Origin of the sequence: Providencia sp. Me31A, from assembly GCF_050487165.1 — a bacterium.
Taxonomy (GTDB): domain Bacteria; phylum Pseudomonadota; class Gammaproteobacteria; order Enterobacterales; family Enterobacteriaceae; genus Providencia.
On the sequence record NZ_JBKQGZ010000032.1, the window covers coordinates 13598 to 29205 of the forward strand.

Genomic DNA, 15608 nt, shown 5'->3' on the forward strand with positions numbered 1-15608 from the left:
GCCTGATTCCCTTCAACACAGAATCAGGCCTTATCAAATCACTAAATGAAAGTATTTTAGTACTTCAAATGCTACTTTTTATCTTACATATAATCTTCAATTGGCACACATGAACAGTGCAAATGGCGATCGCCATACACATCATCAAGGCGTTTAACCGCTGGCCAATATTTATTAGCTTTCGTTTGAGCCGTTGGGAACACGGCCAACTCACGGCTATAACTATGCGGCCACTCTTGCGCTAATTCCGTTTGTACGTGGGGTGCATTGACTAGCGGGTTGTCGTCCAGAGGCCATACCCCTTTAACCACTTGGTCAATTTCATCCCGTATTGCTAGCATTGCATCAATGAAACGATTGATTTCAGTGATACTTTCCGACTCTGTGGGTTCTATCATTAAAGTCCCCGCCACTGGGAAAGACATGGTTGGCGCATGAAAACCGTAATCAATCAAACGCTTAGCAATATCAAGCTCACTAATGCCAGTGTCTTTTTTAATTGGACGCAGGTCAACAATACATTCGTGAGCCACATAACCATCTTGACCGGTATACAAAATTTCATAACGGCTTGAAAGGCGCTTAGCAATATAGTTCGCATTCAAAATCGCCACTTGGCTCGCTTTGCGCAGTCCATAAGAGCCCATCATGCGAATGTACATCCAGCTAATCGGTAAGATAGACGCACTACCAAATGGCGCAGCAGAAACAGCGCCTTGATCAGTCAGCATTTCTTGCTCAACAACGCTATGCCCAGGAACAAACGGCGCTAAGTGTTTTTTCACGCCAATAGGCCCCATACCTGGACCACCACCACCGTGAGGAATACAAAATGTTTTATGTAAATTCAGGTGAGACACATCAGCACCAATAAAGCCCGGCGTCGTTAACCCAACCTGAGCATTCATATTTGCACCATCAAGGTAAACTTGGCCGCCATATTGATGAATGATTTCACAAACCTCGCGAATGCTTTCTTCGTATACCCCATGTGTCGATGGATAAGTCACCATAACACAAGAAAGTACTTCGCTATGCTGTTGCGCTTTTTCACGTAAATCAGCTAAGTCGATATTCCCCTCGTCATCACAACGAACGACCACCACTTCCATACCCGCCATATGCGCTGAAGCTGGGTTCGTACCGTGTGCAGATGCCGGGATCAGGCAAATATTTCGCTCCCCTTCATGACGGCTTTCATGGTAACGACGAATAGCTAATAATCCCGCATATTCACCTTGAGCTCCTGAGTTAGGCTGCATACAAACGGCATCATAGCCCGTTAATTGTACTAACCAGTGGGATAGTTGCTCAATCATTTGATGATAGCCTTGGGCTTGTTCAGGTGGGCAGAATGGGTGCATTTCACCAAATTCTGGCCACGTAATGGGTAGCATCTCCGCTGCGGCATTCAATTTCATCGTGCACGACCCTAATGGGATCATGGCTTGGTTGAGTGCGAGATCTTTACGCTCAAGGCTGTGCATATAGCGCATCATTTCAGTTTCGCTATGGTAACGATGAAAGTTTGGATGAGCTAAAATTTCCTCGTTTCTCTGCATTGCTGCTGGGATTGCTTGCTCTGAAATCGAGACAGATTGGTCTAACTTTTCGAAATCCAGTTTCGTTTCAACCCCCGTTACCACCGCAAACAATTCATTGAGATCTTGCCGAGTCGTTATTTCACTAAACGTCACAACAACCGCACCGTGGATATCTGTACGTAAATTGATTTTGGCTTTCTCGGCTCGCGCTAAAACTGCGGTTTTATCAGCGACTTCAATACAGAGCGTATCAAACCAAGTTTTATGGCGGGATGCGAAACCTGCATCGGCTAATGCTTTAGCAAAAATAGAACTGAAGCGATGGATACGTTCAGCAATTATTTTCAGTCCTTGTGGCCCATGATAAACCGCATACATGGCCGCAATATTGGCTAACAACACTTGTGAAGTACAAATATTCGAATTCGCTTTTTCCCGACGAATATGTTGTTCGCGTGTTTGCATTGCCATACGCAAAGCAGTGTTACCGGCAGCATCCCGTGAAACCCCAATCAGGCGCCCCGGCATCGCACGCTTAAACTCATCGCGACAAGCAAAGAACGCCGCATGTGGGCCACCGTAACCCATGGGCACGCCAAAGCGTTGAGCTGAACCAAATACAATATCCGCGCCCTGTTTACCCGGCGCAGCCAACAACACAAGTGCCATCATATCGGCAGCAACACAACTAATAATTTGGCGCTGTTTTAAATCGGCAAAGAGCTCACTGTAATCGTGGATGTTCCCGGTTGTCCCTACTTGTTGTAGCAACGCACCAAATATTCCTTCATGTTCAAGGACTTTTTCTGCGCTATCGACAATCACTTCAAAACCAAAGGTGCCCGCACGTGTTTTTACCACATCAAGCGTTTGTGGATGAACATCATCAGCAACAAAAAAACGCTCTGCATTTTTTAGTTTGCTTATCCGTTTTGCCATCGCCATCGCCTCAGCGGCGGCTGTCGCCTCATCCAATAACGATGCAGAGGCAAGTTCTAAGCCAGTCAGGTCGATAGTTAACTGCTGAAAATTAAGTAATGATTCTAAGCGGCCTTGAGAAACTTCCGGTTGATATGGCGTATAAGCCGTATACCAGCCAGGATTTTCTAATAGGTTTCGTAAAATAACAGGCGGAAGCACCGCAGGGGCATACCCCATACCAATATAGCTTTTATAGCGCTTATTCAGTGAGGCTATCGCTTTTAGTTCCGCCAAAGCTTCTTGTTCAGTAGCTCCACCACCAACTCTTGGTGGCTCTGCAAGTAAAATGGCTTTAGGAACAATTTTGTCCATCAAAGCATCTAATGACGTTGCACCCACGGTGTCTAACATGGTTTTTATTTGTTGTTCTGATGAACCGATGTGGCGTGAAATAAATTCTGAACGGTTTTCTAATTGACTCAGTGACATCGACATATCTGTGTTCCCATCCTTTGTCTGCTATGCATAAGTTGTAGGGCGGTTGTTACGGAACTTGTGAGATAACGCTAAAAATCAATGATGTTGTTTCTTGTTTCTTGTTTCTTGTTTCTTGTTTCTTGTTTCTTGTTTCTTGTTTCTTACTAATTATATTTTATCAATCCTTTAAATAGTTCATCTTGTGGCTAGGCGGCAAACGAATGAGCCCCTAGGAGCATACGGCCAGTATGTGACTAGGGCGAATGCGCGAAGCCAACACCGCCACAAGAAGAAATATGACTAGGATTTTATTCTTCGGCTTCAATCATTGAGATATAACCCGCCGCATCAATTAAATCTGCCAGCTCTGCGGTATCCGATGCCTTGATACGGAAAATCCAACCTTCTTGATAAGGTTGCTCATTCACGAGCTCAGGGGAATCACTTAATTCACTGTTAACAGCGACAATTTCACCACTTAACGGCGCATAAATGTCAGAAGCCGCTTTCACCGATTCAACCACTGCGCAGTCATCCCCTGCACTCACCACGGTTCCTACCTCTGGTAAATCAACAAATACCATATCGCCTAATGTTTCTTGCGCATGTTCAGTGATACCCACGGTAAACTCACCATTACCTTCATCACGTAGCCATTCATGTTCACGGGTATACAGTAATTCTTTTGGTGTATTGCTCATTATTAGCCTCTCAGTTTTTAAATTTACTCATCGGGGAAGCCCCAATTATATTAAGCTGTGACCTTCACGGACAAAGCCTGGTTTAACCACTTCCACTGGCATTTCTCGGTGACGTATTTCAACAATCGCTTTATCTTGAATTCCATTCGGGACACGTGCTAGCGCAATACTGAATCCAAGGGTTGGTGAGAAAGAACCGCTAGTGATCACACCTTCTTGCAGTTTACCCAATTCATCCGTAAAGCGCACAACTTGCCCTGCACGCAGTATACCCTTATCACGCATTACAATACCGACAAGTTTTTCAGTTCCTTGCTCGCGTAATTTCTCTAATGCTTCCCGCCCAATAAATTGACGTTCTTCAGGCTTCCAAGCAATTGTCCAGCCCATATTGGCAGCAAGAGGGGAAATACTTTCATCCATATCTTGACCATATAGATTCATGCCGGCTTCTAAGCGCAATGTATCACGCGCCCCAAGCCCTGCTGGGTGAACACCTGCTTTTAATAACTGATGCCAGAAACCAACAACTTGTTGTTTTGGCATCGCAATTTCATACCCTTTCTCACCTGTGTAACCCGTGGTGGCAATAAACAAATCGCCAGTTTGAACGCCATAAAAAGGCTTCATGCCATCAATCGCTTTATTTTGTTCTGCGCTTAACAGTGAATGCACTTTTTGCTGAGATTGGGGGCCTTGTACGGCCAATAATGCTAAGTCATCGCGAACACGAATTTCAACGATATAACCGGAGGCGTGCTGCTCAATCCATGAAATATCTTTATCACGCGTTGCAGAGTTCACGACAAGGCGATAAAAATCATCTTCAAGGTAATAAACAATCAGGTCATCAATAACGCCACCTGAAGCATTTAGCATTCCTGTGTATAAAGCTTTGCCTTTCTCGGTAAGTTTATTGATATCATTAGCAAGAAGATAACGCAGGAAATCACGGCAGCCTTCACCATGTAGATCGACAATAGTCATATGGGAAACATCAAACACACCCGCATCAGTTCTGACGAAATTATGCTCATTAATTTGAGAGCCATAATGCAACGGCATCATCCATCCATGAAAATCCACCATTTTTGCACCACAGGCTATGTGTTCATCATATAACGTTGTTTGCTTGACCATGAATACCCTCTTTACATTATTAATATGACAGGGTGATTGCGCAGTAAAAATCCCCTTTTACGATTAATCCGCGGGTATTTTTAACCGGACGCAAACGATAACTTACTTAAAAAACTACCACTGTTCGCGGTTCGATTCTATAAAAAAAAATAGGGCGACTGTCCTTCTGTATTACTGATTACGCTCTGACTTTTCCAGTGCTTTTTGTTAAATAATTGAGAATGATCACTCAAAACCCCAACATTTGAGAGCAAATAGAGTAAAACATCGCCACGCGATCACCCACCCCAATGAAATAATAAAAAACATTCAACCCATTAATATAAAAAAAACTAATGCGAAAAGTGAATGTGATTAGTTTTTCTCAGTCAGAGAATACAAAATAAAACATCCAATATCTCGCAGAGTAAATAACGAAATGGTTAAAATTTTAGGGCGCTAAATAAAGGCAGGAAAAGGGCACAATTAATGTTGTGCCCTTGGAGATAGGCGCTTAGAGTGCGTCTTCCAATTGAAGCTGTTCTAGCCATTTAGGCATATCAAATAAACCCATAGCATGATTGAGCAATTGCGGTTTAACACCCGGTAAGCTATCGGCTAATACTAGCCCAATATCGCGTAGCAATTTCTTGGCTGGATTATTGCCATCAAACAGTTCACGAAAACCTTGCATTCCCGCGAGCATTAATGCAGCGCTATGTTTACGACTACGCTCATAGTCACGCAAATAGAGGTATTGACCAAAATCCTTACCCTCACGATGTAAGCGTTTAATTTCTCCCATTAACATAGCCACATCCATAAAACCAAGGTTCACCCCTTGCCCTGCTAGTGGATGAATGGTGTGAGCCGCATCTCCTAACAGCGCTAAACGCTGTGCAGCAAACTGCCGTGCATAGCGTCCTGTTAATGGGATAGTCATTCTGTCACTTTCCACTTGGCAAAGACCAAGGTGTAAATCAAAAGCCACGGCAAGCTCTTTATTAAAGTCAGTTTTATCTAACACTTGGCGACGCGCAGCTTCTGTGGCATCTTGCGACCAAACGATTGAACATAGATGTGGGTCGCTTAATGGTAAAAAGGCCAAAATGCCTTCGCCATTAAAGGCTTGTCGAGCAACACCTTCATGAAGTTTCTCAGTACGGATGGTGGCGACCAAAGCGGTATGTTCATAATCCCAAAAGGTTAATGGAATATCTGCATGGCTGCGCAGCCACGAATTCGCCCCATCCGCACCAACGACTAACCTTGCTGTTAACATATTTTCATCATCTAAAGTGATAAAAACATCGTTTTCACCCCATACAACTTTCTTGATTGTCGCGGGAGCCAACAAAGTGACGTCTCTTAATTGTGAGGCTTTTTGCCACAGAGCATCACGCACCACATTATTTTCAACAATATGGCCTAAATGCGTTAAATTTTGTTCTTGTGCCGAAAACGTTATGCGACCAAAGCTATTGTTATCCCATACTTCCATACCGTGATAAGCAGAAGCTCGCATACCTTTAATCGATGGCCAAACATCTAAGTATGTAAGTAATTTTTCACTGGCCGCATTAATGGCGGATACCCTTAATGCATAGGGTTCCGTAGCTGAAAATGGGACTTTAGGGGGGTGATTTTCTACAACGGCTACGCGAAGACCGCTACCTTCAAGACCACAGGCAAGGGCAAGCCCCACCATACCACCACCGGCGATAACCACATCAAATGATTGCATATTATTTGTTCCTCTTTATTTCGTGGTTATTGGTGTGTAACCCAACCCAATGTTTGGCGCGCCAAAACATCACGGACTGGTGGCAACATTTCCATTGCCATTAGGCCTAAATTACGGCCCACAATGAGGGGAATACAACGATTGGCGAATAAATGAACTAACCCATCCGTCATAGTGATAGTTTTATCTCTATCTGGCGCACGCACTTGTTGATACTGGCTTAATAATGAATAGCTACCAATATCCAAATGTTTTGTATGTGCATCGACCACTATTTTAGCCAATTGCATTACATCACGTATTCCCAAATTAAAACCTTGCCCAGCAATAGGGTGCAGAGTTTGTGCTGCATTACCAACTAACACAACGCGGTGACTAACTGGGTTTAATGCTTTACGTAACACTAAGGGGTAACAATGGCGTTTACCCGCCATCACAATTTTCCCCAATCGCCAGCCAAATGCTTGCTGTAACTTGCTAATAAACGTTTCATCATCCCAAGCCGTGATGTCTTTTGCCTGTTCTTGATGATGGCACCATACTAAAGAGCTACGCCCTTGTGACATGGGTAACAATGCTAGAGGGCCAAATTCAGTAAAACGTTCAAAGGCTTGGCCTTGAGGGTCAATTGCCGTTTTAACGTTGGCGATAATCGCAACTTGGCCGTAATCATCTTGTTGCCATAGCATATTACACGCATTGCCAATCGCGGAATGGCTGCCATCAGCCGCAATCAGCAATTCACCTGTCACTGTATCGCCACTATCTAATGTGACCGTCACAGCGTCTTGCATTCGTTGAACATTTTCAACTTTGGCGGGGCAATATAAAGTCACCCCCGGCGCTTTACGTAGCAGCGAAAATAAGCGAGCCCCAGCTTCGTGCAATTCAATCACATGACCCAAAGCCGCGATATGATAATCCTGTGCATCAATATTGACAAAACCCGCATGTCCTCGGTCAGAAACATGCACATGATTAATGGGCGTAACACAGTCCGTAAAAGCTTGCCAAATACCTATTTTTGATAGGGACTGGCAAGTTCCATGAGCTAACGCTATCGCACGCGCATCAAATCCGGGGTGTTTACCTTCAGGTAAAGAGGCCTCGATTAATGAAACCGATAACTTTCCTTGGCTAAGAGATGAAATTGCCAGTGCCAATGTTGCACCTGCCATTCCTCCCCCTACGATGATCACATTCATGCGCTGTTCATTACCTTTATTAAAGACTATTTTCTAACCTAAACGCTGTTTTGCCTGTTGCATTAACGCTTCTATGTCATCGGCGTCTTTTACCACTAAATCCGTTAAGTTTTCATTGCCGTTTTCAGTGATCACAATATCATCTTCAATACGTATGCCAATGCCACGGTATTGAGGAGGCACATCAGCATCCGGCGCAATATATAAACCAGGCTCGATAGTAAGTACCATACCCGGCTCCAATACACGGTCTCGGTCAGTACCATAAAAACCAACATCGTGTACATCTAACCCCAACCAATGACTTAAACCATGCATAAAGAAAGCTTGATATGCTTTGTTTTCGATCAATTGATCCACATCGCCTTGTAAAATTCCTAGCGCTACTAGACCTTCCGTTTTAATACGAATGATTTGACGAGTGACTTCGTGAATACTTGTGCCCGGACGGTATAACTCTAGTGCGGTATTTAAGGCCTTAAGCACAATATCGTAGATCTCTCGTTGCGCTTGGCTAAATTTTCCATTCACAGGGAATGTACGTGTAATATCCCCTGCGTAACCATCTAACTCAGCGCCCGCATCGATGAGCACTAGCTCCCCCTCTTTCATTTGGCATTCATTTTCGGTGTAATGCAAAATACAGGCGTTTTCACCACTCCCGACAATTGAATTATAAGAAGGAAAACGAGCTCCATGACGGGTAAATTCGTGTTCTAGCTCGCCACATAACTGGTATTCGTACATATTAGGTCGGCAAGTTTCCATTGCACGGATATGAGCAAGGGCTGATATCCGGCCAGCCTCCCGCATCGTATTGATTTCCGCTTCCGACTTAAATAAACGCATTTCATGAACCATTGGGCGCCAATCCACCACCGCCTGAGGGGCACGCAAGTTACGACGACTGCCTTTACGTAAAATATCTAGTGCACCAAAAACCAGTTTATCCGCATATTCGAACTCACCTTGGGCGTGGTAAACCACATCCAAACCGTTAAGTAACTGGTATAGCTGTTCTTCTATTTCATCAAACGGTAGCGCTTTATCAATACCCAATTTCTCAGGGGCTGCTTCTTGCCCAAGACGGCGACCAAACCAAATTTCAGCCGTTAAATCACGAACACGATTAAACAATACCGTATGGCTGTGTTTTTCATCACTCTTGATAAGTATTAAAACTGCTTCTGGCTCACTAAACCCAGTCAGATAAAGGAAATCACTATGTTGACGATAAGGATACTCACAATCCGCATTGCGCTGTGCTGGTGGCGCAGAAAAAATAATTGCTGCACTACCTGACTGCATTTGTGCCAATAATGCGTTACGACGAGAAATAAATTCCTGTTTATTCATACCGTTTTTGCCTTATTATCTGAATTATTACGTTGCTAATATTGCGCTAGTGAACAATATTTACTGGCGATAATAACTTAAAGCTGGATATACCAGCTCTAAATCCCCTACTCGATGATAGAAATTAGCGACTAATGAAGAATAGGTTTATTATTCTCAACCGCTGTGGGGGCCTTATTTGGCTCGACTAAAGCGATATAACACAGCTGCACCGCTACTCTAACGTACTCAATAACTTCCTCTAAAGCCTGCTCAAGTTCTTCTTGGTCTTCATCTTCATCATAACCAAGCATACCAATATTACGTAAATCGGTAATCACTTCAGCAATCTCTTTTTTATCAGCAAGCTTTGGTTGAGCAACACCAATCCCCAATAAAAAGTGATTAACCCAGCCTGCTAATGCATCTGCATGGTCAAAAACAGAAGCATTTTCGTCAGGAAACAACATAGTAAATGCAAATTCACTGTCATCTAGAGACTCAAACGTGATATCAAATAAATCACGCATCGGCTGTGCAAGAGTTTGAGGAAATGCTAAACCATCGTTAGCAAGGTCATGGACAAGTGTTTGCCAGCTATGGTCACGGCTACCACCACAGATCAATCCTGTTATTAAACCATGGATTTCAGCCGCGGTAAGTGCTATTGAGTGCTGTTGTAACAGTTTGTCCAGTGTTTCATAGTTTGGTAAAGATTTTTGTATAGACATCTGAATTCGTCATGTTAGCTTATGATTCGTGATATGCTACCATCAAGGGTAGCCGCTAGACCAGTATGCTTTTGTCTTATCTATTCATTGCGCCAAATATGATGGTATTTATGGCGAGTATTATTCAGTATGGAGGTATCATGTCCGCACAACCTGTCGACATTCAAATTTTTGGGCGCTCAATGCGAGTCAACTGCCCTGCAGAACAAAAAGAAGCCCTTCTTGAGTCGGCTAAAGAATTAGAACAGCGCTTACAAAATTTGAAAGATAGAAGCGGTGTCACTAATATGGAACAACTTATTTTTATCGTTGCATTGAACGTCTGTCACGAATTAGCACAAGAAAAAACAAAAACGCGTGATTATGCATATAATATGGAAGAAAAGATAAAAATGTTGCAACATACTATAGAGCAAGCGTTGCATGATCAGGTGAAAATTACTGAGAGGCAAGTATTGCCCTTAGAGTAAATTAGCTTATTAATCAGACATTAGTATAAAAATATATACAAAATTAAGGTTGCATTTTAGATCTAGTTTCGTACAATGAAATTACTGAGTAGCAACAAGTTACCAAACCAAATTTCTCTGAGATGTGCGTGAGTGGGCGAGTCCCCTGAGCCGATATTTCTACCAAACAGAATGTGGTTATTGCGCTGGTGAGCATACCTGATTCGTTCAGGAAGCCTAAAGGCTGCAAAACTGCGTTCACCTTGAACCAAGGGTTCAAGGGTTACAGCCTACAACGGCATCTTGGAGACCCCCAATTTAATTCTTTCTTTATTTTCAATCAGTAGTCCTCCTATGATTTACCTACATTATTTATAGCCTTATTATATACTAGTTGAATATTGCTATTTCCTATCGCCGCTTACTGTAGGTTATTTATATGCAAGACACACTTTCAACACAGCGCCAAAAAATACGCCGATTGATTCGCCAAACCCGCCGCGAATTAAGTGATGAAGACCAAAAAAATGCAGCTCAGCAAGCCATGCGAAATGCCTTACAGCACCCTAAAATTATTCAAGCCAAACACATTGCACTGTTTCTTTCCTTCGATGGAGAAATCGATACTAAACCGCTAATTCATGCATTATGGAACTTGGGTAAGAACGTCTATCTTCCTGTTTTACACCCTGCTTGCGCGCACCATTTGCTGTTTCTCCATTACCGTCCTGACTCTCAACTCGTAAAAAATCGCTTTAATATTGATGAGCCTCCATTAGATGTTCGTGATGTTCTTCCTCCTGAGCAACTTGATGTTATGCTTATCCCTCTGGTCGCTTTTGATACTCAAGGACAGAGACTAGGAATGGGTGGTGGTTTTTACGATAGAACTCTCATGAATTGGCAACAAATGGGGTTTTATCCCATCGGGTTTGCTCATGACTGCCAACAGGTTGACAAACTTCCTGTGGCACATTGGGATATTCCGTTACCTGAAATTATTACCCCACAAAAAATATGGCGCTGGTAATCAATACCTGCGCCATGCAAAATTAGAATAGTAACAGTGAATTAGAACAACAAGCGGGCACGAATGGTGCCTGGCAGTTCTTTTAATTTCACTAATGCTGCATCTGTTTGGTTTGGTGTTTGCATTAATACATCAATGACCACATACCCCACATTGCCTGAAGTACGTAAGTACTGGCCTACCACATTAATGTTATTTTCAGTGAATACATGGTTGATACTATTAAGAATACCCGGACGGTTTTCATGAATATGCAAGAAACGGTTAGTATCTTCAGTATGTACAGGCAGCGAAACTTCTGGAAAGTTAACCGCTGATAATGTTGAACCATTGTCTGAATATTTTGCCAGTTTACTTGCAACTTCTAACCCTATGTTTTCTTGAGCTTCTTCTGTTGAACCACCAATGTGTGGTGTTAAAATCACATTGTCGAATTTGATTAGCTCAGACACAAATGGATCATTTGGATCATTATTTGATGCCGGCTCAGTTGGGAATACATCAACTGCCGCGCCAGATAAATGTTTGCTTTCAAGTGCTGCGGCTAATGACGGAATATCAACCACAGTACCACGTGAAGCATTAATAAAAATAGCGCCCGGCTTCATGCGGTCAAATTGCTCTTTAGCAAACATGTTCTTCGTACTCGGTGTTTCTGGTACGTGCAAGCTAACAACATCACTCATATTCAGGAGTTCAGTTAAAGAACGAACTTGAGTTGCATTTCCTAAAGGTAATTTGTTTTCAATATCATAGAAGAATACATTCATACCAATGCCTTCAGCTAAGATCCCTAACTGAGTCCCAATATGCCCATATCCAACAATACCAAGACGCTTACCACGTGCTTCAAAACAACCTTTAGCTTGTTTTTCCCAAATACCACGATGGGCTTGCATATTCGCTTCAGGAATACGGCGCAGTAAAAGTAATAATTGGCCTAATACCATTTCTGCAACGGAACGAGTATTCGAAAATGGTGCATTAAATACAGGGATACCACGTTTTGCCGCAGCATCTAAATCAACCTGATTAGTCCCAATACAAAAACAACCCACTGCAACGAGTTTCTCTGCCGCAGCGAAAATTTCTTCAGAAAGGTGAGTACGGGAACGGATACCTACAAAACGTGCATCTTTAATCGCTTCTTTTAATTCTTCGTCGGATAACGCACTTTTATGATATTCAATATTGGTATAACCCGCTGCTTTCAGGTTATCAACCGCACTTTGGTGAACACCTTCTAGCAGTAAAAATTTTATTTTGTCTTTTTGCAAAGATACCTTGACCATTTCCCTACCCTATCGTGAACGTACTTTAATTTATGACAGATGAACTCGTCTATTTGCTTACCATACTTCAAGGCACCTGCAATCCGACAACCTTGAACTATGAAACGTATACCAACATAGCAAAAAATAGCGCAGTATCAATACAACCGTTTGCTTGCTGAATGCTAAAAAGTGTGAAGAAAAAGAAGTTAAATGGCAGAAAATCAGGAGCTATAATACAAAATAAGGATTTTTCCTGTGCAATGCTCATTAGTGTGACATATATCACCAAAATAACGGGATATAAAAAAAACAAAAATAAATTTTAAATTAACGATATTTATAAAACTGGTTAATCAATTTAACTTCTACCTTTGAGGCAACTACGTTCAACTCTCTAAATCGGACTGACAAATAGCCAGTAGATATTTCATCTACTGGCTTATAGGTAACCTGAATTTCTCTGCTCGTTACAATATTTAATTATAACGTGATCGTTTTGACACCTTCGTCAGACGTTCCCATCAGCACAACATCAGCACCACGATTAGCAAATAGGCCAACGGTCACCACACCAGCAATGCCATTAATGGTATTTTCTAATGCAACGGGGTCTAAAATAGTTAAATTATGGACATCTAAGATAACATTGCCATTATCAGTCACCACATTTTGGCGATATTCAGGTGTTCCACCTAATTTTACTAACTCACGCGCTACATAGCTGCGCGCCATCGGGATAACTTCGACAGGAAGAGGAAACTTCCCTAAAACATCGACTAATTTTGATTGATCGACGATACAAACAAAGGTTTTGGCAATTGCCGAAACAATTTTTTCACGCGTTAACGCAGCACCGCCACCTTTAATCATGTTCATATGGTGATCGACTTCATCCGCACCATCCACATACACATCAAGTGAATCAACGTCATTACAGTCAAATACAGGGATACCAAGTGATTTCAGTTTTTTCGTTGACGCCTCTGAGCTAGAAACCGCACCTTCTATTTGGCCTTTCATTGTGGCTAATGCATCGATGAAATGGGAAGCCGTTGAACCGGTTCCAACACCAACAATAGTGCCTGGTTTAACGTAATCCAGCGCTGCCCAACCTACCGCTTTTTTTAATTCGTCCTGAGTCATGCTCATGCCTTTTGCTATTTAATTGAGTCGTGATTAAGGTGATGAATATCTAGTATATACCGGACATTAAATAAGTTGCAGTATTGTTCACTGCATTTGTGTGGTCGTTCTTAGGATTTGCCATCGCAATAATAATATTTTCAAGTGTTATGATTAAAAATATGGCATAGTGCTCAATAGAATAACAACAAGGAGATCTTTTTGATGAAGCGCCCTGATTATCGCGCGTTGCAAGCACTGGATGCCGTCATTCGTGAACGTGGCTTTGAGCGTGCAGCTCAAAAACTTTGCATAACACAGTCCGCAGTTTCACAACGCATAAAGCAGTTAGAAAACTTGTTTGGGCAACCTTTACTTGTACGTACTGTTCCGCCCCATCCGACTGAACAAGGACAAAAGCTGTTAGCGCTGCTTCATCAAGTAGAATTGTTAGAAGAACAATGGCTGGGTGATGAGAATAGTGGGTCAACTCCCTTGCTACTTTCCCTTGCCGTCAACGCAGACAGCTTAGCCACATGGTTTCTCCCTGCCTTAAACCCTGTTTTAGGCAATAGCCCTATTCGTTTAAATATTCAAGTTGAAGATGAAACTCGAACCCAAGAACGCTTACGACGTGGTGAAGTAGTCGGCGCTATCAGTATTCAACCTCAAGCATTGCCCGGCTGTTTAGTCGATAAACTCGGCGCACTCGACTATATTTTCGTTGCTTCTCCGGGGTTTGCCGCTAAATATTTCCCTGATGGCGTTACTCGCTCTTCTTTGCTTAAAGCCCCGGCCGTTGCATTCGACCATTTAGATGATATGCACCAAGCTTTCGTTCAGCAAAACTTCGGCCTATCTCCGGGAAGTGTCCCTTGCCATATTGTGAATTCTTCGGAAGCTTTCGTGCAGCTGGCAAAACAAGGCTCCACTTGCTGCATGATCCCACACTTGCAGATAGCGGACGAATTAGAGAATGGTGAACTCGTTGATTTGACGCCAGGCTTATGCCAACGACGCATGTTGTATTGGCACCGCTTTGCACCTGAAAGCCGCACCATGAAGAAAGTCACTGACGCCCTATTAAAAATGGGGCGCCAGATGCTAAAACAAGAAGAGGAAATCCTATCTGAAAACTAACGTTTCAGTTCGAATACCACATCCACTTGGTCGTTAAAATCAATACTCTGTTGTTCATAGGTCTCATCAATGTTGAGATCTTGAGCAACAGCCGCTTTTATTTTGCCGCCATACGCTCTCATTGCCATAGGATACGGCACAGCTGCGGGTGCATTATAATTAATACTATACACAGGCCCTAACTGTACATTAAACCCTTTTGCTAATGCATTTGCTTGTTCCGTCGCATTTTGAATGGCTTGCGCGCGGGCTTCATCACGGTATTGTTGTGGATTAACGACGCCAAATTGTACTGAGTTAATTTCATTAAGCCCTGCTGCTAAAGCACCGTCTAACAACGTATTCAGTTGATCCAACTTTTTCACTTTAACTTCGACAGAACGTGTTGCTGTATAACCTTCAATCGTTGATTTTTGCTTCACACTGCTATAATCATATTTTGGTTGAGTGCGAACATTCGCAGCATTGATGTCTTCCTTTTCAATACCATTTTTTTTCAAAAACTCGAAATATTCTGCAACTCGTTTATCTACACCAGCTTTAGCTGATGCCGCATCTTTTGCCGTTACTTGAACCAAAATAGTCAATGTTGCCATATCAGGGACTGCTTTCACAATTGCATTTCCAGATGTGGTAATGTGCGGCGCATTGGGTAATGAGTCAGCCAATGACATGGTTGGAACCGCGGCACCTGCCACCATAGCAGCGAGAACTAAAGATTTTAATTTCACAGAACCTCCCAACAATATGATTAATTGCTAAAAAAAGGATTATTCATAACAAACTATCCTTCAATACTCTTTAACAGTATCACAT

At 42.6% G+C, this 15608-nt stretch carries 13 protein-coding genes and 1 other RNA gene; 4 read left to right on the forward strand and 10 right to left on the reverse strand.

Translation table 11 applies throughout. From position 1 onward, the window contains the following. Positions 1-83: 83 nt before the first annotated feature. From gcvP to ACLPIE_RS20285, 7 genes are all read right to left on the reverse strand, one after another. Positions 84-2960 carry an aminomethyl-transferring glycine dehydrogenase gene (gene gcvP, locus ACLPIE_RS20255; protein WP_430263506.1) on the reverse strand — a complete coding sequence of 959 codons (2877 nt, stop codon included), beginning with the start codon at positions 2958-2960 and terminating at the stop codon, positions 84-86. Positions 2961-3250: 290 nt separating this feature from the next. Then, entirely contained in the window at positions 3251-3643 is a 393-nt protein-coding gene (gcvH, locus tag ACLPIE_RS20260; protein WP_430263507.1) for a glycine cleavage system protein GcvH, read from the reverse strand. Positions 3644-3688: 45 nt separating this feature from the next. Further along, complete coding sequence (gene gcvT, locus ACLPIE_RS20265) at positions 3689-4783, reverse strand: glycine cleavage system aminomethyltransferase GcvT (RefSeq protein ID WP_430263508.1); 1095 nt, start codon at positions 4781-4783, stop codon at positions 3689-3691. 493 nt (positions 4784-5276) lie between these two features. Continuing rightward, complete coding sequence (gene ubiI / locus ACLPIE_RS20270; RefSeq protein WP_430263509.1) at positions 5277-6506, reverse strand: FAD-dependent 2-octaprenylphenol hydroxylase; 1230 nt, start codon at positions 6504-6506, stop codon at positions 5277-5279. A gap of 26 nt (positions 6507-6532) precedes the next feature. Then, on the reverse strand, positions 6533-7711 hold the full coding sequence (ubiH, locus tag ACLPIE_RS20275) for a 2-octaprenyl-6-methoxyphenyl hydroxylase (protein WP_430263510.1): 1179 nt from the start codon (positions 7709-7711) through the stop codon (positions 6533-6535). A 33-nt stretch (positions 7712-7744) separates the two neighbouring features. Then, positions 7745-9067 (reverse strand): Xaa-Pro aminopeptidase, encoded by a 1323-nt coding sequence (gene pepP / locus ACLPIE_RS20280; RefSeq protein WP_430263511.1) that lies wholly within the window; start codon positions 9065-9067, stop codon positions 7745-7747. Positions 9068-9198: 131 nt separating this feature from the next. Then, positions 9199-9777, reverse strand: a complete 579-nt coding sequence (locus tag ACLPIE_RS20285; RefSeq protein WP_430263512.1) for a YecA/YgfB family protein — start codon at positions 9775-9777, stop codon at positions 9199-9201. A 140-nt stretch (positions 9778-9917) separates the two neighbouring features. On the opposite strand from ACLPIE_RS20285, the gene zapA reads away from it, so the two are divergent. The 3 genes from zapA (at position 9918) to ACLPIE_RS20300 (ending at position 11256) form a co-directional block, all read left to right on the forward strand. Then, a complete protein-coding gene (zapA, locus tag ACLPIE_RS20290) occupies positions 9918-10247 on the forward strand; it encodes a cell division protein ZapA (RefSeq protein WP_430263513.1) in 330 nt (109 codons plus the stop codon). Positions 10248-10358: 111 nt separating this feature from the next. Then, a non-coding RNA gene (gene ssrS, locus ACLPIE_RS20295) (6S RNA) lies at positions 10359-10540 on the forward strand. Positions 10541-10665: 125 nt separating this feature from the next. Continuing rightward, positions 10666-11256 carry a 5-formyltetrahydrofolate cyclo-ligase gene (locus ACLPIE_RS20300; protein WP_430263514.1) on the forward strand — a complete coding sequence of 197 codons (591 nt, stop codon included), beginning with the start codon at positions 10666-10668 and terminating at the stop codon, positions 11254-11256. A gap of 41 nt (positions 11257-11297) precedes the next feature. Here the strand turns inward: ACLPIE_RS20300 and serA are convergent, their stop codons facing one another. Continuing rightward, a complete protein-coding gene (serA, locus tag ACLPIE_RS20305; protein ID WP_430263515.1) occupies positions 11298-12548 on the reverse strand; it encodes a phosphoglycerate dehydrogenase in 1251 nt (416 codons plus the stop codon). A 462-nt stretch (positions 12549-13010) separates the two neighbouring features. Further along, the gene (gene rpiA / locus ACLPIE_RS20310) at positions 13011-13673 is read right to left on the reverse strand and encodes a ribose-5-phosphate isomerase RpiA (protein WP_430263516.1); all 663 of its coding nucleotides are present in this window, start codon (positions 13671-13673) and stop codon (positions 13011-13013) included. Positions 13674-13877: 204 nt separating this feature from the next. Between rpiA and ACLPIE_RS20315 the strand changes: the two genes are divergently transcribed. Then, complete coding sequence (locus ACLPIE_RS20315; RefSeq protein WP_430263517.1) at positions 13878-14792, forward strand: LysR family transcriptional regulator ArgP; 915 nt, start codon at positions 13878-13880, stop codon at positions 14790-14792. On the opposite strand, the gene ACLPIE_RS20320 is transcribed toward ACLPIE_RS20315, so the two are convergent. Beyond that, entirely contained in the window at positions 14789-15523 is a 735-nt protein-coding gene (locus ACLPIE_RS20320; RefSeq protein ID WP_430263518.1) for an oxidative stress defense protein, read from the reverse strand. The two genes, ACLPIE_RS20315 and ACLPIE_RS20320, sit on opposite strands and share 4 nt — an antisense overlap. Positions 15524-15608: the final 85 nt, after the last annotated feature.

Excerpts from the sequence above, each read along its gene's own strand:
- ACLPIE_RS20315 (WP_430263517.1), top strand. The coding sequence starts at position 13,878 with ATGAAGCGCCCTGATTATCGCGCGTTGCAAGCACTGGATGCCGTCATT.
- ACLPIE_RS20300 (WP_430263514.1), top strand. The coding sequence starts at position 10,666 with ATGCAAGACACACTTTCAACACAGCGCCAAAAAATACGCCGATTGATT.
- gcvH (WP_430263507.1), bottom strand. The coding sequence starts at position 3,643 with ATGAGCAATACACCAAAAGAATTACTGTATACCCGTGAACATGAATGG.
- gcvP (WP_430263506.1), bottom strand. The coding sequence starts at position 2,960 with ATGTCGATGTCACTGAGTCAATTAGAAAACCGTTCAGAATTTATTTCA.
- serA (WP_430263515.1), bottom strand. The coding sequence starts at position 12,548 with ATGGTCAAGGTATCTTTGCAAAAAGACAAAATAAAATTTTTACTGCTA.
- ACLPIE_RS20285 (WP_430263512.1), bottom strand. The coding sequence starts at position 9,777 with ATGTCTATACAAAAATCTTTACCAAACTATGAAACACTGGACAAACTG.
- rpiA (WP_430263516.1), bottom strand. The coding sequence starts at position 13,673 with ATGACTCAGGACGAATTAAAAAAAGCGGTAGGTTGGGCAGCGCTGGAT.
- pepP (WP_430263511.1), bottom strand. The coding sequence starts at position 9,067 with ATGAATAAACAGGAATTTATTTCTCGTCGTAACGCATTATTGGCACAA.
- ubiH (WP_430263510.1), bottom strand. The coding sequence starts at position 7,711 with ATGAATGTGATCATCGTAGGGGGAGGAATGGCAGGTGCAACATTGGCA.
- gcvT (WP_430263508.1), bottom strand. The coding sequence starts at position 4,783 with ATGGTCAAGCAAACAACGTTATATGATGAACACATAGCCTGTGGTGCA.
- ubiI (WP_430263509.1), bottom strand. The coding sequence starts at position 6,506 with ATGCAATCATTTGATGTGGTTATCGCCGGTGGTGGTATGGTGGGGCTT.
- zapA (WP_430263513.1), top strand. The coding sequence starts at position 9,918 with ATGTCCGCACAACCTGTCGACATTCAAATTTTTGGGCGCTCAATGCGA.